Genomic DNA, 21776 nt, shown 5'->3' on the forward strand with positions numbered 1-21776 from the left:
GGTCGACACCGCCGTGATCTCCACCGCGAGGCCGTCCTCCGTGAAAACCTCCTCCTGCGTCGCCGTCAGGCTGTATTCGTCCGTGCTCCCCTTATCGTCCTCGTTGTGGCGGCGCTCCTCGGACGGGCTTTCGCCGCTTGCGGACCCGCTCTCAGGAGGCTGCTCCCCATCCGGCTTGCTCTCCTCCGCGGGCGCGGACGGTTTTTCCGGTTCGGAAACGGTGCCGGCGGTCTCCATTCCGTCCAGACTGCCGTCCATCATTTCCGCGTAGGAAAGAACCGAAGTCGCACTGATCAACATCAAAGCTGTCAGTAACAGCGCGACCGATTTTCTCCATGTTTTTCCCCCATTGTACGCGAAAGATTTCATGTTCCGCCCCTCCTCCGACGCCTGCCGGTACTTTCTGAAGGAAGCCTTTCCAAAAGAAAAGTCCCTAATTGTTCCTATATTTTGTTACCAAATATTAATCCAATAATTGTTCCTGTTTTCCCAAATATCCTCCTAAAATCGGTTAATATAAGCACTCAATTCAATAATTTTATAAAAATTCATTAGAAATTGTTACCAATATAGTTGGATTATATCATTATTTTCCAGTTCCATCAATATGATTTTTCCAGCCCATTCTTGAAAATTCTTTTCTGTTCACAATTTTTTTATAATTCAGATTTTTTAGTCACAAATCTTTTCAAATTTATATAAATTTATGCTTTTTGAGTCTTGCGCGGATTTTTCCCCACTCCTTCCGGGAACGCTTTCCAGCACGGGGGCATAGGATATCCGGGGAAGTTTCCCCATCTGAATCCACGAGAGAAGGTCTTTCAATGACTGCTATAAATGGAATCGACGTCTCCGTCTGGCAGGGAGAAATCGACTGGGCGCGCGTAAAAGCCGGCGGCGTCGGCTTTGCAATGGTCCGCGCGGGCTACGGCCTCGCGGCCGATCCGAATTTCGCAAGAAACATGGAGGGCGCCGCCGCGCAGGGGATCCCCGTCGGGGCCTACCTCTACAGCCGGGCCGTCACGACGGGCGAGGCCGAAGAGGAAGCCGCCTTTCTGTTGGAGCTGGCAAAGCCCTACCGGATCGTCTACCCCGCCTCGCTTGATATGGAGAGCGCCGGACAGCATGCGCTGACCAACGACCAGCGCACCGGGCTCGCGCTTGCGTTCTGCGGCAGGGTGGCGCAGGGCGGCCTCACCCCCGGCGTCTACTCGAGCCTCTACTGGTTTGAGACGATGCTCGACCTCCCGGAGTTGAAGCCCGTCCAGCGGTGGGTGGCGGACTGGAGCAGCCAAAAGCCCTCGCTGGAGGGCGGCGTGGACCTCTGGCAGCACAGCTCGCGCGGGCTGGTGGACGGCATCTCCGGGTATGTCGACCTCGACGTCTCCTTCCGCGACTACGCGGCGGAGGACGGCGGCGGGGAGGGCGAGCCCGCCCTTCCCGAGGCTCCGGCCGCCGGGACGGCTCTGCTGCTCTACGGCGTTCCGCTCTATGCGAGCGCCACAGCGCAGACACGCTCGGCCACCGTCAGCGGGCGCTACTGGGTCTACGACGGGATCGCCGTGGACGGCAGACTGCGGATCACCAACAGCGCGTCGCGCGTTGAACGCACGCCCATCGCGCAGAACGTCACGGGGTATATCGACCTCGCGGATGCGAAACCCGAAGAGGCGTAGATGTAAAAAAGGTCCCGGCCGTCTTCGCGGCCGGGACCTTTTTGATTTATTTTGATCGTTTCTAATTTTGTTGTCTTTTTGTGATCTTTTTAGATTGATTTTGTTTTTCAGAGGTGCTATACTAAGCACAATCAATCATGTATAAAGCTGGGATAAAGATGTATGCATCCGAACGGGAAGAACGCATCCTGGACTACCTCGGGACGCACGGGGTCACGCCGACCGCCGTGCTGCAGGAGGTGACCGGCTCCTCGATCGCGACCGTCCGCAGGGACCTGAACGCGCTGAGCAGCCGCGGGCTGATCGTCAAGACCCACGGCGCGGCCCGGCTCAACCGGGACCGGCCCGCCGCCGAACGCCCCATAGACGACGGGCGGGAGGAGGACCCCTTCTACGGCGAAAAGGACCGGATCGCGCAAACCGCCGCGCGCCTGGTCGAAGACGGCGACGTGATCTTTATCGGCGCGGGTAAGACCTGCACCCTCCTGGCCCGCTATATCCGCAGCAAAAAGGGGCTCACCGTGGTGACCTCCAACATCGACGCGGTCGTCGAGCTGTCCAGATCGCAGGGACTTTCGATGATCCTGCTGGGCGGCGACGTGCATGTGGGGAGCAACTACATCGAAACGCTCGACGAATACACGATCGAATCCCTCCGGCGGCTCTATTTTGACAAGGTCTTCCTGACGGTGAACGGCGTCGACCTTGAATACGGCTACTCGATCAACAGCCGCCTTCAGCCGCCCCTCTACCGCCACCTGCTGGACAACTCCAGGGACTTTTACCTGCTGGCAGACCGCCACAAGTTCGGCAAGCGCGCCTTCGCCTACTTCTGCGCGATCGACCGGATCGCCAACGTCGTCACCAACCCCGAGACCGACGGCAGGTACCTCGCCTTCTACCGCAGTTCCGGAGTCAACGTCTATACCGGCTGAGCTCGCTCGCCGATTCAAAAAAACGGAGGTTTATTATGGAGAAACAGGAAATCTACAGCCACGTCGACCACACCCAGCTCAAAGCCGTCTCCACCTGGCAGGATATCCGCAAGCTCTGCGAGGAGGCGCTCGCGCACCACACCGCCTCGGTCTGCATCCCGCCCTCCTATGTCGCGCGGGCGCACGAGCGTTTCCCCGCGCTCAACATCTGCACCGTCATCGGGTTCCCGCTCGGATACAACACCACCGCCGTCAAGGTCTTCGAGGCCGAGCAGGCCATCGCCGAGGGCGCCGGCGAGGTGGACATGGTGGTCAACCTGGGCGACGTGAAAAACGGCGATTACGACAAGGTCCTCGCGGAGATCGCCGCGCTGCGGCGGGCGGCCGGGGATAAGGTCCTCAAGGTGATCGTCGAGACCTGCTACCTCACCGAGGAGGAAAAAATCCGCCTCTGCGAGCTCGTCACAGAGGCGGGCGCGGACTACATCAAAACGTCCACCGGCTTCGGCACCGGCGGCGCGACCCTTCCCGACGTCCTCCTCTTCCGCGAGCACATCGGGCCCCGGGTAAAGATCAAGGCGTCGGGCGGCATCCGCACCGAGGCCGACCTGCGCCTCTTCCTGGAGAACGGTTGCGACCGGCTGGGCGCCAGCGCGGCGGTCACCGCCCTCGGCGACTGAATTCATTTTATACAGCATCAAAAAAGCGGCTCCGCAGGATTCTGCGGAGCCGCTTTTTATGGGGAGACGACGGAAATGTCAGAGCAGGAAGAGCGGCTCTTCGCCGCGGCCGATCCGCTGCGCGTTTTCCAGGCTGAACTTGTAGACGCGGTAGTAGTTGTCGTAGGTCGCCGCGCCGATGTGCGGCGTTGTGATGAGGTTGAGCCCCTCGTCCAGCCCGAAGATCGGGTCGTCCGGCTCGAACACGTCGAACGCCGCGCCCCAGATCTTCTTTTCCCGGAGCGCCTCGAGCAGGGCCGTCTCGTCCACGATCTGGCTTCTCGCCGTGTTGATCAGGATGGCGGAATCCTTCATGCGCGCAAACTGCTCCCGGCCGATCATGCCGCGGGTGCTGTCCAGAAGCGGCGCGTGGATCGTGATGACGTCCGCCGAGGCGATCAGCTCGTCGAAGGGCACGTATTCGCATCCCAGCTTCTCCTCTTCCTCCGTGGGCATCCGGAAGACGTCGCTGTAGATGACGCGGGTGCCGAACGCCTTCACCCGCTTGATGACCTCGCGGCCGATCGTGCCGCCGCCGATCACGCCGACCGTCTTGCCGAGCAGCTCATAGCTGTCGTGCCGGTAGGTCCAGGTGTGCCACTCGCCCTTTTTGCCCAGCGGGTCGAGGGTGATGATGCGGCGGTAGAGCGCCAGCATATCCAGCACCGCGAGCTCCGCCACCGAGGAGGCGTTGAAGCCCTTGCAGATCGAGATGGGGATGCCCTTCTCCTTCGCGTAGGCGACGTCGACCATGTCGACGCCCACGCCGGTGCGCTGGATGAGGCGGAGGTTGGGGGCCTGGTCGATGATCTCCTTCGTCGTGCGGAAGGTGGTGACGAAAAAGCAGTCGGCGTCCTCGGGCGTTCCCTTTTCCCCGATGGTGGGGTTTAAAAACCGCAGCGTCACGTCGGGCGGGCACATGTCCAGGATCATCCGCTCCATGTGCTCGTTGAGCTTATCGAGATAGAGTACTCTTGTGTTCACGGAAAAACCTCCACAATTTTATTTACGCCTCTTTGGTCTGGAGATGGTGGTACCCCATGCGCGCCCGGGCCTCCCGCAGGGGGATACCCTCCTTCAGCGCCTGGCGGATGCGCTCCTCCTTCTCCTCGATCTCCCGCGCGATGGCGAGCACCTGCTCCGCGCGGTCGAAGGGGACGGCGAGGGCACCCGTCTCGTCCCCGAAGATCAGATCCCCCGGGCAGACCTTGATTCCCGCCACGGTGACCGGCTCGTTGACCGCGGCGACCTCCACCCGGTCCTTGCCGGTGACCATGTAGTAGCCCATCGTGAAGATGGGGTACCGGATCGCGCGCACGTCCTTGACATCCCGGCAGACGCCGTAGATCAGCGTCCCGGCGATCTCCTTCATCGAGGCGGCCATCGCCATGATGTCCCCCCAGACGGTGCAGTAGTCGCGGCCGCCGTTGTCGAGCACGCAGACCTGCCCCGGCTCCACGTCGTCCAGGAAGTCGCCCACCGTTCCCTTGACCTCCCCGCAGGGGACGTAACGGACGGTGAACGCCTGGCCGCACATGACCACGCCCGGCGTGACCGGTTTGATCCCATAGAGCCCGCCCGGGATGCCCAGGCGGTCCAGCGCGTCCGAAATGCTGGTGGAATCCAGCTTCTTGTAGGCTTCAATGACGGCCGGGTCGAGTTTCGGTATTTGCATATGCGAACGCCCCTCTCAAATTCTCTTCATCCAGCTGATCATTTCAGCATGTTCTCATAGTTGTATTTTTTGTCGACTTCCATCATCGACATGCCCGACTTGATGTCGCGGCACATGGCCTCCTCCTTCTCGAGCAGCGTCTCCGCCTTGGCGACCACGTCCTCCAGCCGCTCCTGCGGGATGAAGACCACGCCGGTGATGTCGCCCATGACGATATCGCCGGGGCGGACCTGCACGCCGTGGAAGGAGACCATCACGTTGGTCGCCTCCTCCATCACGCGGCCGCGGGCGGTCGCGCAGATGGTGGCGCGCGCGTAGACCGGGAAGCCCATCTCGATGCACTCGTCGAGGTCGCGGCAGGCGCCGTCGATGACCACGCCGGACACGCCCTTATATTTGGCGCCCGTGCTCAGCACGCCGCCCCAGCAGTTGACGTCGATGCGCCCGCCGTTGTCGATGACGATGACGTCGCCCTCCTTGGCGGCCTCGATCGCGTTGACTCCCATGTGGGTGGTCGACTTGGTGAGCCCCGCGGCGACCACCTTCATCGTGACGGCCTCGCCGATGATCTTTTCGCAGCCCTCGTACATCTTGTTGACGCCGTAGGTCGAGCCCTTGAGCCCGAGCGCGTCGAGCGCGTCGGAGACGTTGGTCGTCGAAAGCCTGTCAAGCCGCTCCCGCAGCTCCTTGGTCAATTTTCCCATCATACATCGCTCCTTTATCATTTTGCGGGGGCGCGGATCACCGGATCCGGCACTCGTCCCCCGGCTCCAGAGTATCCATCGCCGCGATCAGCTCCTCCGACGTGCACACCGTCGCGAAGTGGGTCTCGAAGTCCCACAGCTGGGACTCCTGCTCCCGCTCGCTCGTGGCGCGCACGCAGTCCTTCGGCACGAACACCTCGTAGTCGAGCTGGAAGGCGTCGGCCACCGTGCCGCGCACGCAGATGTTGGTCACCGCGCCGCCGACGATCACCTTTTCACAGCCCATGTCCCGCAGCGTGAGGTCGAGGTCGGTCTGGAAGAAGCCGCTGTAGCGGCGCTTGTTGACCACGTAGTCCTCCGGCAGGATGGGCAGCTCGTCGATCTGCTCGGCGCCCCAGGTGCCCTCATAGCAGGTGCCGACCCGCTTTTCCGTCACCTTGTCGTATTTGTCCATCCGGTATTTCTGGCAGATCCACACGATGGGGATCTTGTGCGCGCGGGCGGCGGCGACCAGCCGCTGGATCGGCTCCACGATCAGGTAGCCGTCCTCCAGCACCATGCGGCCGCCCGGCTTGCAGAAGTCGTTCATCATATCCACGATCAGCACCGCGCTCTTTTTGAGGTCGAGGGCCTTTTCGCGGTTGGTATAGTAGTCGCTGAAGCCTTTTCCCATCTGTCCGTCCTCCTCAGGCGTCGTTTTGGCCAGCCGGCCGGGGCGTCCGGTTTCCCGGCGGGGTGTTGCGGCTCTTGACCACCGCGACCCTGCCGTTGATGATCACATAGGTCACGCCGGGGATGTCCCCCGCCTCGATCGCGCCGAGGGCGGTGTCCGCGACCGAGCCGATCGGCGCGTCGAGACAGACGAGGTCCGCCTCCCGGCCGGGCGCGATCACGCCGGTGTTGAGCCCGAAGACGCGGGCGGTGTTGCCCGCCGCCATCGCGACGGCGACCGCCGGGGGCACGCCGCAGACGCTGCTGGCGTAGCAGACGTTGCGGAGGATGCCCAGCGGGATCATGCCGGTGCCGGAGGGCGCGTCGTTCCCGAAGATGACGCGGCCCCACTGGCCGAGCTTCCCCGCCGTCTCGAGGATGAAGTTGGTCATGCGGTAGTTGCCGCACTGGACGATCTCGACCGCCGCGTCGCTCTCCCGGATGATCCGCTCCGCCTCCGCCGTGGAGATCGAGGTGGGGCCGCCGTTGCAGTGGGAGGCGACCGTCGGCCCGGTGCGGATGACGTCGTCGGCGCTCACCGGCGAGCTGCCGGGGATCGAGGTGCCGCCCGTGTGCATCGCGACCCTGAAGCCGTACCTCTTGGCGATCTCGACGAGGGGGGCCGCGTCGGCCGGGGATTTGACCGAGCCGAGCCCGATCTCCCCGACGAGCCACACCCCCTCGCGCGCCATCTCGGCGAAGTCCGCTTCCACGAGTCCCTGCTCCAGAATCAGCGCGCCGCCGTGAATCTTCGCGCCCAGCGGCGACTGGTTCCGGAAGCACTTGGAGAGGAAGATCGCCTGCGCCTTCGCACCGGCGGCGTCCTTCGGCCGTCCGGGGAAGTGGGGCTCCCCCGCCGAAATCATCGTCGTGACCCCGCCGTGCACCTCGCTTTCGAGGAAGTCCGCCGCCTTCTGGCGGAAGGTATAGTCCCCCACGCAGGGGTGGCAGTGGGAATCGATCAGCCCGGGGGCCACCGTGACCCCCATCGCGTCGAGCACCTGCGCGTCCGGGTAGCGGGAGAGCAGCTCCGCGCCGCCTACCGCGTCGATCAGCCCGCCGCGGATGGCGACGGTGTCGCAGTCGAGGACCGGGTGCTCCCAGTCGCCGCTTACGAGGGTACCGATGTTGGTGATAATCAGATCAGGCATCTCACATTCCTCCTCAGCTCACGCCGTCCACGCCCTTGACCTGGTCGAGCAGCAGGCCGCCCACGCGCGGGAAGGGGCGGGAGCCGGTGGTCAGGCAGAGCACCACCATGATTTCATCGGGCCTTGGGCCGTCCGCGACGGAGACCTCCATCGCGTCGTAGTGGGTCCGCACCTTGACGGCCCGCTTGCTGTGCAGCGGCACGTCGACCGAGCAGCCCGCGGGACCCGCCTTTTCGGTCGACGGGATGATCGAGAGGGTGTCCCGGAGCGCCTCCCGCACCGGCCCGTCGAAGGCGATGTGGAGGAGCGCCGAGCCGTGCTCCTGCTCCCCCGCGAGCCCCGTCACCACGGCCTTGCCGTAGCTCTGGATCTCCTCCGGGCCCACGCCGAGCGCCTCGAGGGCGTTTTCGACCAGCAGCCTTCCGAGCCATTCGCCGTATTCGCCGTAGAGGGAGAGGTCCTCCACCCGCTTCCCCGCGAAGAGGTTCTCCACGATCGCCACCGAGGCGCATTTGCGCAGCGGCACGGGCAGGGGCCTGCCGATCTCCGCGCGGATCTCGTCGATGATTACAACTTCCTTGCGCACATATGGTTTCATCCGATCACGCCCTTTCCGCTCTAATCGAGCCCATTCTGTCCCTTGATCCCTTCCGCCGAAACGCCGCCGATGCGCGCGTGGGGCCTGCCGCCCGTCGTGAACGCGACGGCGACGACGACCTCGTCGGCGTGGGGCGCGTCGGGGATGCGGATGGTGATCGCGTCGTAGTGGGAGCGCACGAGCATCGCGTCCTTGTGGAGCAGCGGCACGTCGAGCGTCGCGCCCGGGGCCGCGATCTTCTTGGCCGACGGGATGACCGCCTTGCCCGCCCCGAGGTAGGCGCGCATCGGCGCGCCCAGGCGCGGGTGCATCAGCGCGGCGGCGTGCTCGTGCTCGCCGTCCAGCCCGACGATGCACGCCTTGCCGAAGCTGTGGACCTCCGACGGATCGATCCCCATCGCCTCCACCGCCTTTTGGGTCAGGTAGCCGCCCAGGTATTCCCCGTACTCCATGAGCAGGGTCAAATCCTCCTGGTAGGCCCCCGCGTAGGGATTTTTGATGACCGCGGCGGCCGCGCACTTCCTGAGCGGCTTTTCCAGCTCACAGCCTCCCTCGCTGCGGATCGTCTCCCGGAAGACGACAAGTTTCCTGATGTTGGGTTCCGTTGCCATACCGAACCTCCTTTTCCGTTTCGGGTCCCGTCCTCATCCCCTGCGGGGCGTGATGGCGACCTTGATCACATGGTCCTCCTGCGCTTCAAACAGCCGGTATCCCTCGAGCGCGTCGTCGAGCGGGATCCGGTGGGTGATGAGCGGGCGGGTGTCGAGCATGCCCGCCTCGATGAGCGAGAGGGTCTTGGCGCAGGCGTTCGCGTGGACCCCGCCCGTCTTAAAGACGAGGTTCTTGCCGTACATCTCCCGCAGGGGCAGCTTCTGGGGGTCCTCCTCGTAGTGGGCCACGAGGCAGACCGTCCCGCTGCACCGCGCGAGCCGCCACGCCATCTCGAAGGTGTTGCGCCCGCCCGCGACCTCGAAGACCCGGTCGGCCCCCCGTCCGTCGGTGAGGCCGCGCACGATTTCGAGCGGGTCCTCCCGGAGGGGGTTGATCGTGAGGTCGGCGAGCCCGTGCGCCTTCGCGAACTCGAGCCGCTCGTCGGACACGTCGATGACGGCGAGCCGCGCCGGGGAATAGAGCCGCGCGCACATCGCCGTGCAGAGCCCGGTGGGTCCCGCGCCGATCACCGCGACCGTCTCCGCCGGGCTGATCTCCGCGATCTCCGCGGCCCAGAACCCGGTGGCGAGCACGTCGCCGACGAGCAGCGCCGCCTCGTCCGACACCGCGTCGGGGATGTGGTTGAGGCCGTTGTCCGCGTAGGGCACGCGCACATATTCCGCCTGCCCGCCGTCGATGCGGCAGCCGAGCGCCCAGCCGCCCCCCTCCATCGAGCAGTTGTTGACGTATCCGCGGCGGCAGAAGAAGCACTCGCCGCAGAAGGTCTCGTTGTTGACGGTCACGCGGTCGCCCTTGTGGAATTTTTCGACCCCGCTTCCCGTCTCGACGACTTCCCCGACCATCTCATGGCCGAGGATGACCCCCTCCTTCGCCTTCGCGATCATGCCGCGCTTGATGTGGATGTCGCTCGAGCAGATCGCCGCGAGCGTCACCCGGACGATCGCGTCCTTCGGGTGCAGGATTGCGGGGACCGGGCGGTCCTCCAGGACCACCGAGCCCAGCTCCTTGAAGACGACCGCCTTCATGGTGTCTTTCATAAAAATCTCCCCCTTCCGCGTTGTCTGCGGTTACTTGACGATGTCCTTGCTCTTCCAGTCGGAGGAGGCGGCCACGGCGAGGATCACGACGATGCCCTTGACGAGGATCTGGACGTGGGGCGAGACGCCCATCAGGTTCAGGCCGTTGTTGAGCATCAGGATGACGAACACGCCGGTGATGGTGCGGGTGACGCTGCCCTTGCCGCCGCTGAGGGAGGTGCCGCCCATGACCACGGCGGCGATCGCGTCGAGCGACATGCCCTGGCCCTGGGAATGGGTGCCCGCGCCCAGACGCGCGCTCATCAGCACGCCCGCGAGCCCGGTGCAGGCGCCCGCTACGGTAAAGGCGATCATCTTATATTTGCGGGTCGGCAGGCCGCACAGCCCGGCCACCCGCTCGTTGCTGCCCATGGCATACAGCGACCGGCCGTACTTGGTCTTGGTCGTGAGGACGACCATGAAGATGAGGATCACGGCCGCGAAAATCGCCAGCGTCGGCAGGAAGCCGACGCTTCCGGACCCCAGCTTCTTGAACTGGACGAACATGGTGTTCTGGGCGATGCCGCCCGATACGATCAGCGCGATGCCGCGGCAGATGGTCGAGGTGCCGTAGGTGACCAGGAAGGAGGGCAGGCGCACATAGGAGACCAGAAAGCCCATGAACACGCCGAACACCAGCCCGATCCCCGTGCCCAGCAGCACGCTCAGCCAGCCGCCGCCGTCCTGGACGATGTTGGCCAGCATGACCGCCGAGACGCCGGCCAGGCTGAGCAGGCCGTCGGACGAGATGTCGATGCTTCCGATCAGGATGACCCCGACCAGGCCGAACGATACGATAAACAGCGGGCCGCCCTGGCGCAGGATATTCATCAGGTTATCCAGCGAAATAAAGCGGGGGTTCATGATGGTAAAAAAGATTACGCAGACAACCAGCGCCGCCGGCGCGATGATCAGGGAATAGTCGATCTCCCGGCGGGCGGCCGGCGCGGTCTTATGCGATGTAGCGGATGATGTCCCTTTCATTCGGTTTAACCTCCTTCTGGCAGTCAATTTCGCCGGTGACGGCGCCGCGCCTCATGGTGACGATGCGGTTGCACAGCCCGATCAGCTCCGGCATTTCGTCGGATACCACTAGAATGGAAATTCCTTCGTTGGCAAGTTCGCGCATCAGCCGGTAAATTTCCTGCTTCGCGCCGACGTCGATGCCTCTCGTGGGCTGTTCCATCAGCAGAATCCGGGGTTTCAGGCTCAGCCAGCGCGCCAAAATGACCTTCTGCTGGTTGCCTCCCGATAGATTCATGATTTTTGTCCTGCCGGATGGGGTTTTGATTTTCAGCCGGCTAATATAATCATCCACGCCTTGCTGTTCACGGCGCTGGTCGATAAAGCCAAGCGCCCTGGTAAAACTGTCTAGGTTGGCGATGGTCGTATTCGTGATTACGGATAAGACGCCCAAAATCCCTTCATTGCGCCGGTCGCTGGGCAGATAGCCGATCCCCGCCTTTACCGCCAGGGCAATGCTGTTGCCCAGCTGGCTGCCGTCGGCGGCGGTGATCGTCCCCTTCTCCACCGGAGAGTCCCCAAAGATGATTTTGGAGAGGTCCTCCTTGCCGCATCCCATCAGCCCCGCAATCCCCAGAATCTCCCCCTTGCGCAGGCTGAAGCTGACGTCCTTCACTTCCTTGTTGGTAACGCCCTCCAGCCGCAGGACCACCTCGTCCTCCGGCACGCGCAGCTCCTGCGCGAAGAAGAAGTCGGTGGAGAATTCGCGTCCCACCATCATTTCCTGCAAAATCCGGATATCCACATCCCTGGTCATGACATCGCCCACGTTGGAGCCGTCCTTCATGACGGCCACGCGGTCGGTGTATTCCACGATCTCCTCCAGATGGTGCGAAATAAAGATAAACGCGGCCTGTTCCCGGAGGGAGTTGATGATGGCGAACAGGTTTTCCACCTCGCTGGGCGAGAGCACGGCCGTGGGCTCGTCGAGGATCACGATGACCTGCCGGTCGGTGTGCAGCGCCGTATAGAGCACCCGGGCGATCTCCACCATCTGCCGCTGGGAAAAGCTCAGCCTGCTCAAGCGGGTCCTCGGGTCGAGGTTCGCCAGCCCGACCTTCTCCAAAACCATCTTCGATTCGCGATACATCTCGCTCCAGTGCAAAAAGCCCGCCGTCTGCAAATGTTCCTCGTGCCCGAGGAAGATGTTCTCCGCCACCGAAAGGTTGGGAAAGAGCGCCTGCTCCTGGAACACCATCCCGATCCCCTTTTCATAGGCCTCGATCGGCTTGGTCAGGTTCAGTTCCTCCCCGTGGCACAGGATCGTCCCGGCGTCTCGTTTTTCAATCCCCATCAGTACGCGCATCAGGGTGCTCTTGCCGGCGCCGTTTTCCCCGATCAGCCCCAGGACTTCGCCGGGATAGAGCTCCAGCGAAACCCCCTTGAGCGCCTGGACGCCGGCAAAACTTTTCCGGATGCCGCGCATGGACAGGATGCTCTGCCTGTCGTCGGTCTGTTGCATACTTGCTACGCTCCTCCCGCTATAGATGGGAAGCCGGGCAGTCCGCCCGGCACAGCCCGCCGTGGGGCTGCGCACAGCAGCGTTGGCTTCCGATGTCGTGATCTGCGGGCAGGCATACCCTGCGGACGCGGGGTATGCCTGCCGCAACAGAGAATCTTTTGATGCCGGCGTTTCCGTTTATGCCGGATGTTTGACCTTGCTGTCGGCGGTCCAGTCGCGGCCGGCGGCTTTCGAGCCATACCACAGGTCGTAGTACTCGTCGACATTTTCCGGAGTCACGACCGGCGGATCCCAGATCGCGTGTTTGTTTTCGTCGGTGACCGGGCGGATGCCCTCGGTCAGGTAGTCATAGCCGAAGCAGACGGCGCGGGCCTGCATGCCGGGGGCGTCGCCGCTGAGGCTGACGCAGGTGTTGCCCTTCTTCATGTGGTCGAGGAAATCCTGCAGGCAGTCCAGGCCGCTGATCTTGACCTGTCCCAGCTTGCCGACGCCGTCGAGGATCTCGATGACGCCCATGGCCATATCGTCGTTGGCGCACCATACGCCGTCAATCTGATCGCCGTACTTGATGTACATGTCCTCAAACACCGGGGCGGCCGCGAAACGGTCGAAATCGCCGGGCTGGGACTCCAGCAGGGTGATGCCCGGATACTCCTTCATGGCGTCCAGCAGGCCCTCATGGCGGCGGACCGCGGTGGTGTTGCCGGCAGGTCCGTCGATGGCGATGATGCCGCCCTCGCCGCCCATCGCCTCAAAGAGGTACTCGGCCTCGGTCTTGCCCTCCTGGTAGAGGTCGGTCAGCAGGTGGGCCAGATGGTACTCGTAGGCGGTGAAATCCATCCCCTCGGGGTAGTCGAAGAGGGTGATGAAGGGGACCTTGGCGTTTTCACACAGATCGCAGAGCGCCGGCACGATCGACGGGCTCATCGGCATGATGATGACGAGGTCGGGCTGGTAGGTGACCAGTCCGGACTCCAGGTCGGCGACCTGCTTCTGCTCGTTGTTCTCGGCGGAGAGGGTCACATACTCCATGCCGAGCTGGGCGGCGGCTTCTTTTCCGCCCCGGTCGAGCTCAACGTAGTACTGGTTATCCATTCCCTTGGTGCTGTTGAGCACGACGAACTTCTCGGCGGCGGGCTCTTCAGCCGGGGCAGCGGGCTCCGCGGCCGGGGCTTCCGACGCGGGGGCGGCGGGTTCCGGCGTGGCGGCCGGGGCGGGCTCGGAACCGCAGCCGGCAAGCAGCGTCAGGACCAGCACCGTCGCGAGTAGCATGCTGAGCAGTCTGTTTCTTTTCATTTTTTGCGCCTCCTCTTCATAGCTCCATGCGCCGCATGGAGGGCTGTTGTGTGCGGGACGTCCGCGCCGCGGGCGCCCCGGCGGATATTCAGTCGATCCATTTCATGTGGAAGCCGCCGTCGACGTCGATGGCGGAGCCGGTCGTGTAGGGCAGGTAGCCCTTGCAGATCGCGGAGACGGCCTTCGCGCAGTCCTCGCCGGTCCCCCAGCGGCGCAGCGGATGCAGGCCGTCGGCGATCAGCTTGTCGAAATGCTCCTTGACCGGCAGGGTCATGTCGCTGAGGATGTTGCCCGGGCGGATCTCATAGACGTTGATGCCGTAGTCGGCCAGCGCGAAGGCGAGCAGCTTGGTCAGCATCGCGATGGCGGCCTTGGACATGCAGTATTCGCCCCGCATGACCGAGAGGGTGTACGCCGAAATGGACGACATGTTGATGATCACCGGCTTGGGCGCGGGGTCCCCCGCCTCCACCTGTTTGATCATCTGCTTGGCGGCCAGCTGCCCCAGGAAGAGGTAGCCCTTGAGGTTGATGCCGAACACCCGGTCGAGGCTCTCCTCGGTCACATCGAGGATGTTCGTGCGCACCAGGGAGCCGACCCCGGCGTTGTTGACGAGCACGTCGATCCGTCCGAACCGTTCGAGCGTCCTGTCGATCAGGTTCCTGCGGTCCTCCTCCCTGGAAACGTCGGCCTGCACATAGAGGAATTCCGGACTCGCGTCCGCGATCTCCTTCATATGCCCTTCCGCCCGGGCGGGGTCCATGGTCCCGCATCCGACGATCGCATAGCCGTCCTTTGCCAGCTGGAGAGCGACCGCGTTCCCGATGCCCCGGGTAGCGCCTGTGATGACTGCAACTTTTTCCGTTCGCAAATACATCTCCCCTTTCGTCAATTCCTGCATGGGATTCTTTATTGTCGGGCCCGTCTGGGCCGGAACGACCGGTTCAAAAGAGGTTGCCCTCCCCGTCGAAGGAGAGCTCCTCCGGTTCTCCCAGCACCTCGACGCGCGGGTTGGCCGCCGCGTCGGGGAGCATCGCCTCGGAGATGAAGATTTCGCTCAGATGCAGGGTGTCCCGCAACCGCACCATGCGGATGCGCGCCTTGTCAAACCCCGGCGCCGTCTTGATCGCCGCCTGGATCGCCAGTTTGTGACTGTCCATGACCAGCGGCATCCGGACCGCCTGGGTGAGGGTCGCCGTGATCGCGTTGGGGTAGGTGACCTCCGGATCGAACCGCTCGAGCAGCCGCCGGGTGGTCACGTCCGCCACGCCGATGCCGTTGGCGTTGCCGTGGGTCTCGTCGGTGAGGTCGAGGACGGCCAGCTTGCCCGGCCGCGGCGGCCCGCTCGCGTAGCCCGTGGCAAAGCAGCCGGTGATATGCGGGTCCATCCCGAGGCCGCTGATATTCTTGCCCATCCGGTCGACCACCAGCACGTCGACGTTGGGAAGAAGGATTCCCGGCATGAGCGCCTTGGCCCGCAAAAGCAGCGCCGGTTCCCGCTTTGCGATCTCCTCCGGGGGCAGCGCCGTGACCTCGCAGGTCTGGTCGTAGGCGTTTTCCAGGATGGCGACGCCGAAGAGCACCTTCGCGTCGCGGAGGATCGCCCGCCCGTATTTTTCGATGTTCGCCGCCATGTTGGCGTAGCCCTCCTGGTGGCAGACCTCCGCGCCCGCCTGTTTTGCAAGGCCGATGGCAAGCATCTTCATGAGCCCGCTCTCGTAGGGGCCGGTAAAGGAGGTGTGGGGCTTGACGCGGTTGACGGCCACGATCCCGTCCGCCGCCGCGGCGCGCGCGTCGATCTGCACCGGGCGGCCGTCGGGCGTGCGCCCGATTTCCCGGACCTCCATCGAGGACTCGACCGGGCAGCCCAGGTAATCCTCGGTGATTCCGAGGCTGCGCAGCACGTCGAGTTGTCCCTCGGCCGTCGCGCCGCCGTGGCTGCCCATCGCCGGCACGACGAAGGGGGCCGCGCCCGCCTCCCGCAGGGCTTCCGTGATCGTGCGGAGAATGAGGGCGATGTTCGTGATCCCCCGGCTCCCGGCGGTGACGGCGACGCGCATGCCCGGCTTCACGCCGCGCAGGACGCCGCTCCCGCGGAGGGTCTCCCGCACCGCGCCGCCGACGTCCGCGAGGTGCGCGCCGTCGAATTCCTGGCGGACCCGGACCATCCGGGGGATCGGCATGCCGCCGACCAGCCTGTTCACGACGCCCATCCCGTCACCTTCCCTTCCGCGCGGTCCAATTCCAGATATTTGATCTCTTTGCAAATATTGTATAATTTAGATCGACAAAATGTCGACATATTTAGACAGGCCTCGCCCACAAAAATCTTCCGCCGGGTCACTGGTCGATCAGCACGATGTTCAGCTCCTCCGCAATCTCCCGCGCGCGCTCCACGCTGGGGCTGGCGTCCCGCAGCACCAGCCGGGCGCCGCCGCGGTTGAGGGAATCCACCATGGAATTCTGCTTTTCCGCCTCGATCGTCACCCGCTGGACCGACGGCTCGTCGACCTCGAGGATTTCCACCTCGATCCCGCGCCGCCGCACCTCCGCGAGGATCTCCCTGTAGGCGTCCGCGTCGCTCGTGCCCGCCCCGTCGACCGCGGCCATCAGGATGCCTGGCACGTTGATCGCCCGCCGGGCGAAGAGCTCGGAATAGAGCTCGATCTTTACCTTTTTGATCCGCCCCTCCGACAGGAAGTGCGCAATCCTCCCGCAGTTGGTCGGGGAACCGACCCCCTGGCTGCTGCCGCCGACGACCGCTTCCGCGAACGGCTTGGTGATCGGGTTGGCGCGGCGCGCGAGCTCGCGGCTCTCAGCGGCCGCGCGGACGATCAGCTCCTCCTGCCGCAGCTTCTCCGCCTCCCGCACGGCCGGGTCGATGTACGCCTCCACCCGCTCGTCGTGCTTGAAGAAGGGCTCCATGTATTCGATCGTCACCGGGACGACGTGCTTCGCGGAGGCCAGATGGCACTGCGCCGCCATGGCGATCATCACGTCCACCGGGACGGTCGAGGGAATCGAGGTGTGCATCGCGAGCTGGCTTGCCAGGCGCGCGATGAGGATGCCGCCGCCGATATGGGTGGCGCACAGCCCGGGCACGAGCACCCGCGGGGTGCAGGGCACGCTGATCGTCGGGGAGATCGCGAGCACGACCGCCCGCTCCATCTGGGCGGGGGTCCCCCCGGCCAGCTCGACGAAGGCGGCCGCCGAGGCCGCCGCGCCCGCGCCGATCCCCTCCATGTTGCAGCCGGTCGTCCGCTTGCCCACCCGGAAGATGCCGCCGATCTTGAGGATGACGGCCATGACCCGCGTGATCAGGTCCTTGTCGGTATAGAACTCCTTCACCGCCTTGACGAACCCGGTGTAGGGGCAGGCGTCGCCCGTGCCGGCGCAGGGGCACAACCCGATCGTGTGGTTCCCCACCTGCGCCGCGAGGGTGTATGTAACGATCCGGTCGACGAACGGGTCCCCGGCAATCTTCGCGCCGTCCTCCGCCGCGAGGTCCTGCCCCACCGCGCCGAGCAGGAAGCTCCTGCCCGTCGTGGCGCCGATTCCGGCGGCGCAGAGGTTGTGCGCGAACGCCTCCTCCATGCTCGCCGCGACCTGCTCGCCGGTGAGGCCGGTGCTGTCCACCGCCTCCCGCAAAATCACTTCTCCGACGCTCATCCGGGTCTCCTCCGCCACGCGGATGCACTCCCCCAGCGTCATATGCCCATAGTCGTAGTCCAATTCCCGTGCGGTCTCCGCAACCGGTTTCATGCCGTCTCCCCCTATCTGACCTCGGTGTCCATCAGCTCTTCCCAGATTTTTAAGAGCGAGGTGATGTCCTGCCTGCCGAATCCTTTGGCCCGCGCCGCCTCAAACATCTGCACCGCCGTGCTCCCCATCGGGATCGGCATCGAGAGCTGTTTTGCCGTTTCGACGGCGAGCCCCAGGTCCTTGTATTCCAAATCCACCGCGAAGCCGCCCTCGAAGGACCTCTTTTTGATGAAGTTGGGGATCTTGTTTTCAATGATGAAGCTGCGCCCCGAGCTCTCCCGGATGATCTCGTACATCGTGTCGAGCCCGAGCCCGATCTTCGCGCCGAGCACCAGCGCCTCGGCGGCGGCCGCCATGTTGCAGCCGAGCAGGTAGTTGTTGACCATCTTGACGCCCGAGCCGGCGCCGACCGGCCCGATGTGGCAGATCTTCCTGCCGATCGTCTCGAAGAGCGGGCGCATCCGCAGGAATGCCCGGTCCGGGCCGCCCGCCATGACGGTCAGCGTTCCGGCGGCCGCGCCGCCGACCCCGCCGCTCACCGGGCAGTCCATGTAGATGATCCCACGCGCCGCGGCCATCTCGGAAAATTTCCGCGCCGATTCGGGCGCGATGCTGCTCAGGTCGGCGATGACCGACGCGCCGATCGACTCCCGCCCGAGGATTTCCTCGAGCACCGACCGGACGATCGCCGCGTTTGGCAGCGAGCAGAAAAGCACCTCGGTATCCGCGGCGGCCTCCCCCGCCGTCGGGCAGATGCGCGCGCCCGCCGCTTCCGCCTCGCCCGCGGCGCGCGGGGAGAGGTCAAAGGCGCACAGCTCGTGCCCCGCGCCCAGCAGCCGCTTCGCAATGGGCAGCCCCATGGCGCCCAGTCCGATCATTCCGATCCTCATCGAAAAGCCCCCTTGTAAAAAAATATCCCCACCAGGTTCATTCCGGTCCAGTCCCACTCCGCTCCCCGGATACCGGGGAGGGCGCGGGACGCCTTTTGAAACTGATGAGGAAGCAGATCGGCGGCGGCGCGTTTGATTCGGGACGCGCCGCGCGCCGCTATTCGCTTTCCAGCCGCCTGGCCGGGAGGGAGCGGGCCTTTTTGATCGGGAACGGCTCCGAATACTCCTTGATGGTCCGGTCGCGGACCTCGTTGAGATGCTGGAAAAGATACCGTTCGGCGCTTGCTTCATCCCGCTGCTTCAACGCCCGGATAATGTTCAGGTGCTTCTTTTTGGAAGCGTTGAAGTGCTCGGGGTCCCGCGCGGAAATGCGGTTCACAATCGCGAACTGCGCCGTAAGCATGTCGTAGAACTTTTCCAGCCTGCTGTTGCCCCCATACGCAATAATCGACGTGTGCAGCAGATGATTTGCGTCATAATACTGTTGGGGGTCGGAGTTTTCGTTCAGATCCAAAAAGGCCTGTTCCAGTCGGTCCAGCATCTCCTCATCAAAGTACCGGCAGGCGGTGTGCAGGGCGTGCAGCTCGAACATGATCCGCAGCTCGAAGATCTCCTCGAGGTCCCGCTGCGTGATATCGGTGACAAAGGTTCCCCTTCCCGGGAAATGGGACACCAGCCCCTCCGCCTCCATCCGTTTGAGCGCCTCGCGCACCGGAGAGCGGCTCAGGCCCAGCGCCTCGCCGATCTCCACCTCCGCAATCGGGGACCCGAGTGGGAATTCCCCCGATAAAATCCCGCTGTAAAGGTAATCGTACGCCCGTCCGGCCGCTCCTGTCGATCTGTCTGCCATGTTTATTCCCTCCAATGTAACTTGCGCTCATAGATGATCCATGCGAAGACAAGCACCTTAAAGTATTATTATACTATAAATCTTCACACTGTACAATCTGATCATACACTGGAACGAAACATTTTCGACAAATCGTATGCAGAAAAGCCCTTATTCTTCCACACAGTGCAGCGAGTCGAACACCCTCTGGTACCCGTAGATGTCAAAGAGCGATTCCCCCGCGCGGAGCCGGTCCATAACGGCCGCCTCCTTGGCCGTCCGTTCCTCGGCGAGCCGCAGGATGTCCGGCGCCTCCTCCAGCGGGACCACCACGACGCCGTCCGCATCCCCGACGATGAGGTCGCCCGGCCGGACAATCTCGCCGCCGATGCAGATGGGGTGGTTGATCGTGCCGAGCGTCGCCTTGGCGGTCCCGCGCACGCAGAGCCCGGCGGAAAAGACGGGGAAGCCCATCCGGATGATCTCGCGGCTGTCGCGTACGGTACAGGACACCACCAGGCCGGCAGCGCCGCGCGCCATGCACTCCACCGCCAGCACCTCGCCGAACGGCCCCGAAGCGACCGCCGAGCCCATGTCCGCGACGATGACGTCGCCGGGGCCAGCCATGCTGACCGCCTTGACAAGCATCAGGTTGTCGCCCGTGTGGCAACGCACGGTGAGCGCGCGGCCGCAGACGGTCATATCCGCCGCGAGCGGTTTGATCGCGGGATCGAGCGCGCCCCTGCGGCCCATCGCCTCATGGACGGTCGCGGCCGCCTGTCCCTCGTATGCGCGCAGCAACGCGGGATCGCAGCGCGGGACGTCCCTTCTGATGTGCGTCAATTGATACCCCACCCTTCTCGGTATTCTCTTCGTCGTCATAGAGTATAAATTATGTCGACAATCTACTATGAATATAGCACACAAAATATCCCGTGTCAAGGGAATTCATTTTGGCAATATGCACATAAATTCGGTCAGATTCTCTCTGTTGACACGGTTCTATTTTTTCGCGGCAAGACGTAAAAAGGCCCCGCGGGCAATGCCCGCGGGGCCTTTCGGAAGAGATTTTTGATTTAACGGCCGGTGTTCGGGACCGGCTTCTGGTTGTTGGAAACGTCGATCGACGGGACCTCGGTATCGTCATCGTCGTCATAGTAGCTGTCGATATCCAGCTCGGTGTCCGAGACGATGTAGGTGCCGAGCGTCCGGGTCCGGGTGGTCCAGCCCTCGATCTCGCGGTCGTCTTCCGAGTAGGTGAACATCGCGGTCACGTCCTCGAGGTAGCCGTCCTTGTCGAGGCGGTAGATATAGACGTCGTGCGGATTGGGGGTGTAGTCGTCGTCATCGTCCCACGGGATGCCCAGCGTCAGATAGGCGCGGGAGGTCGAGGGGATGCTCGGGTTGCCGACGAAGTCATAGAACCACAGGTCTGCGTCGACGGGATCGCCGTACTCGGAATAGATGTCGCTCATCGACTTGGTGGACAGGCGCGCGTAGAAGTCCTTCGCGTCGTCGTCGGCGGTGAACTCGAGCGCCGCGCGGTCGTCGCCCCAGATGAGGACGTTGTTCTCGTTGGCCTCGGGGCTGAAGTAGATTTTCTCGCCCGTGTCAGCGTCGCCGTCTGAGCCGGAAACCTTCTTGTTGCTGATCCACATGTTGAGGTTCAGGATGGCGGTTTCGCCCTTCTTCCAGCTGCCGTCCTTATCCTTTTTCGCCTTGAATTCGATCTCGGCGTTCGCCTTGCGCTCGTCGGTCGAAGTCATGTCCTTCAGCGTGACCTTCAGGTAGCTGGCGCGGGTCATGCCGCCCAGGCGCTTCTCCTCCACCTGCTCGATCTTGCTGATGAGGGACTTGCCGTCGCCGTCCTTGTCGACCGAGATCTTGAAGAGGTTGTCGTCGACAAGCTGGCTCGCGCGGGCCTTGCCGCCGCCGCTCAACTCGGTGACGTAGTCGTTGCCCGCATCGCCCAGCTTGATATAGAAGGTCTGGTTCGGGAGCACGCCGTCGAGCACGACCTTGCCGTCGCTGGAAGGCCGCGGGAAGCTGCTGCCGGAATTATCCTCCAGCCAGTCGCCGTCGTCGTCGTAGACGCCGATGGGGCGGTAGACATACGACGGAACGGAAGTGCCTCCATTATACTTGAAGGTCGCAGAAATATCGACATCAGAAGTTCCAACTGTATAGGTGGAAGTATCGCCGTCCTGTGTTGCTCCGGTGACCGTGAGCTTATCGAGCACATAGCCGTTATCCGGCGTTGCCGTAACGGTAAATTTCGCATCTTTCGCGACTTGGTCGCCGCTCTTGATCTCAGTACCGTTTACCGTCACCTTGATGCTGCCGTTACTGTCTGTCTTCCACTTGACGGCATGGGTCACGACGGGAACCGGATCCTTAACAAATGCGGCCGTAATCGATGTGATCTCTTTGTCCACCGTGTAGGTAGAACCGGTGATTTTTACGCCGTTTACTTGGATCGAATCGGGCGTAAGCGTATAGCCCTGTCCCGCAGTCGCGGTAATCGTGATCTGAGTCCCATCGTCAACCATATCGCCCGACGAGACGTTCCCGCCGTTTGTCTTGGCAACGCTGATCGT

22 protein-coding genes are annotated in these 21776 nt (G+C 63.5%); 3 read left to right on the forward strand and 19 right to left on the reverse strand.

Annotated elements, in window-relative coordinates; all coding sequences use genetic code 11:
- On the reverse strand, positions 1 to 369 hold a 369-nt coding region (locus tag ACZO3G_RS11590), incomplete at its 3' end, for a hypothetical protein (protein WP_486847224.1).
- Positions 370 to 824: 455 nt separating this feature from the next.
- Here ACZO3G_RS11590 and ACZO3G_RS11595 point away from each other — a divergent pair.
- The 3 genes from ACZO3G_RS11595 to deoC all read left to right on the forward strand — a co-directional run bounded on the left by ACZO3G_RS11595 (position 825) and on the right by deoC (position 3291).
- Positions 825 to 1676: a glycoside hydrolase family 25 protein gene (locus ACZO3G_RS11595; protein WP_276872510.1), complete on the forward strand. Its 852-nt coding sequence runs from the start codon at positions 825 to 827 to the stop codon at positions 1674 to 1676.
- A gap of 158 nt (positions 1677 to 1834) precedes the next feature.
- Complete coding sequence (locus ACZO3G_RS11600; RefSeq protein WP_276872511.1) at positions 1835 to 2611, forward strand: DeoR/GlpR family DNA-binding transcription regulator; 777 nt, start codon at positions 1835 to 1837, stop codon at positions 2609 to 2611.
- Positions 2612 to 2646: 35 nt separating this feature from the next.
- Positions 2647 to 3291, forward strand: a complete 645-nt coding sequence (deoC, locus tag ACZO3G_RS11605; RefSeq protein ID WP_277138445.1) for a deoxyribose-phosphate aldolase — start codon at positions 2647 to 2649, stop codon at positions 3289 to 3291.
- A 78-nt stretch (positions 3292 to 3369) separates the two neighbouring features.
- On the opposite strand, the gene ACZO3G_RS11610 is transcribed toward deoC, so the two are convergent.
- The 18 genes from ACZO3G_RS11610 to ACZO3G_RS11695 all read right to left on the reverse strand — a co-directional run.
- Positions 3370 to 4314, reverse strand: coding sequence for an NAD(P)-dependent oxidoreductase (locus ACZO3G_RS11610; protein ID WP_276872513.1), 945 nt, complete (start codon positions 4312 to 4314; stop codon positions 3370 to 3372).
- A gap of 22 nt (positions 4315 to 4336) precedes the next feature.
- Complete coding sequence (locus ACZO3G_RS11615; RefSeq protein ID WP_101552036.1) at positions 4337 to 5005, reverse strand: RraA family protein; 669 nt, start codon at positions 5003 to 5005, stop codon at positions 4337 to 4339.
- 38 nt (positions 5006 to 5043) lie between these two features.
- Positions 5044 to 5709, reverse strand: coding sequence for an RraA family protein (locus ACZO3G_RS11620; protein WP_276872514.1), 666 nt, complete (start codon positions 5707 to 5709; stop codon positions 5044 to 5046).
- A 37-nt stretch (positions 5710 to 5746) separates the two neighbouring features.
- On the reverse strand, positions 5747 to 6382 hold the full coding sequence (locus tag ACZO3G_RS11625; RefSeq protein ID WP_101552039.1) for a cysteine hydrolase family protein: 636 nt from the start codon (positions 6380 to 6382) through the stop codon (positions 5747 to 5749).
- 13 nt (positions 6383 to 6395) lie between these two features.
- Positions 6396 to 7571: an amidohydrolase family protein gene (locus ACZO3G_RS11630; RefSeq protein ID WP_276872515.1), complete on the reverse strand. Its 1176-nt coding sequence runs from the start codon at positions 7569 to 7571 to the stop codon at positions 6396 to 6398.
- 13 nt (positions 7572 to 7584) lie between these two features.
- Positions 7585 to 8169 (reverse strand): amino acid synthesis family protein, encoded by a 585-nt coding sequence (locus ACZO3G_RS11635; RefSeq protein ID WP_276872516.1) that lies wholly within the window; start codon positions 8167 to 8169, stop codon positions 7585 to 7587.
- A gap of 20 nt (positions 8170 to 8189) precedes the next feature.
- Positions 8190 to 8780, reverse strand: coding sequence for an amino acid synthesis family protein (locus ACZO3G_RS11640; protein ID WP_101552045.1), 591 nt, complete (start codon positions 8778 to 8780; stop codon positions 8190 to 8192).
- Between the two features lie 33 nt (positions 8781 to 8813).
- Complete coding sequence (locus ACZO3G_RS11645) at positions 8814 to 9878, reverse strand: alcohol dehydrogenase (RefSeq protein ID WP_242970866.1); 1065 nt, start codon at positions 9876 to 9878, stop codon at positions 8814 to 8816.
- 30 nt (positions 9879 to 9908) lie between these two features.
- A complete protein-coding gene (locus tag ACZO3G_RS11650) occupies positions 9909 to 10901 on the reverse strand; it encodes an ABC transporter permease (protein WP_101552047.1) in 993 nt (330 codons plus the stop codon).
- On the reverse strand, positions 10870 to 12402 hold the full coding sequence (locus ACZO3G_RS11655; RefSeq protein WP_276872517.1) for a sugar ABC transporter ATP-binding protein: 1533 nt from the start codon (positions 12400 to 12402) through the stop codon (positions 10870 to 10872). Before ACZO3G_RS11655 ends, ACZO3G_RS11650 begins: the two co-directional genes overlap by 32 nt.
- Positions 12403 to 12579: 177 nt before the next feature.
- Entirely contained in the window at positions 12580 to 13698 is a 1119-nt protein-coding gene (locus tag ACZO3G_RS11660) for a sugar ABC transporter substrate-binding protein (RefSeq protein WP_101552050.1), read from the reverse strand.
- 88 nt (positions 13699 to 13786) lie between these two features.
- Complete coding sequence (locus ACZO3G_RS11665; protein WP_207654192.1) at positions 13787 to 14569, reverse strand: 3-ketoacyl-ACP reductase; 783 nt, start codon at positions 14567 to 14569, stop codon at positions 13787 to 13789.
- 73 nt (positions 14570 to 14642) lie between these two features.
- Entirely contained in the window at positions 14643 to 15911 is a 1269-nt protein-coding gene (locus ACZO3G_RS11670) for a nickel pincer cofactor-dependent isomerase, group 22 (RefSeq protein WP_276872518.1), read from the reverse strand.
- 127 nt (positions 15912 to 16038) lie between these two features.
- Positions 16039 to 17460, reverse strand: coding sequence for an L-serine ammonia-lyase, iron-sulfur-dependent, subunit alpha (locus ACZO3G_RS11675; RefSeq protein ID WP_101552056.1), 1422 nt, complete (start codon positions 17458 to 17460; stop codon positions 16039 to 16041).
- 11 nt (positions 17461 to 17471) lie between these two features.
- Positions 17472 to 18350, reverse strand: a complete 879-nt coding sequence (locus tag ACZO3G_RS11680; RefSeq protein ID WP_276872519.1) for an NAD(P)-dependent oxidoreductase — start codon at positions 18348 to 18350, stop codon at positions 17472 to 17474.
- Between the two features lie 157 nt (positions 18351 to 18507).
- Positions 18508 to 19200, reverse strand: a complete 693-nt coding sequence (locus ACZO3G_RS11685) for a GntR family transcriptional regulator (RefSeq protein WP_101552061.1) — start codon at positions 19198 to 19200, stop codon at positions 18508 to 18510.
- A 150-nt stretch (positions 19201 to 19350) separates the two neighbouring features.
- Entirely contained in the window at positions 19351 to 20022 is a 672-nt protein-coding gene (locus tag ACZO3G_RS11690) for a 4-carboxy-4-hydroxy-2-oxoadipate aldolase/oxaloacetate decarboxylase (RefSeq protein WP_172439265.1), read from the reverse strand.
- Between the two features lie 233 nt (positions 20023 to 20255).
- Positions 20256 to 21776, reverse strand: a 1521-nt coding sequence (locus tag ACZO3G_RS11695) for an InlB B-repeat-containing protein (protein ID WP_418706606.1), incomplete at its 5' end; no start/stop codon positions are given.

The organism is Anaerotruncus sp. (assembly GCF_057433415.1).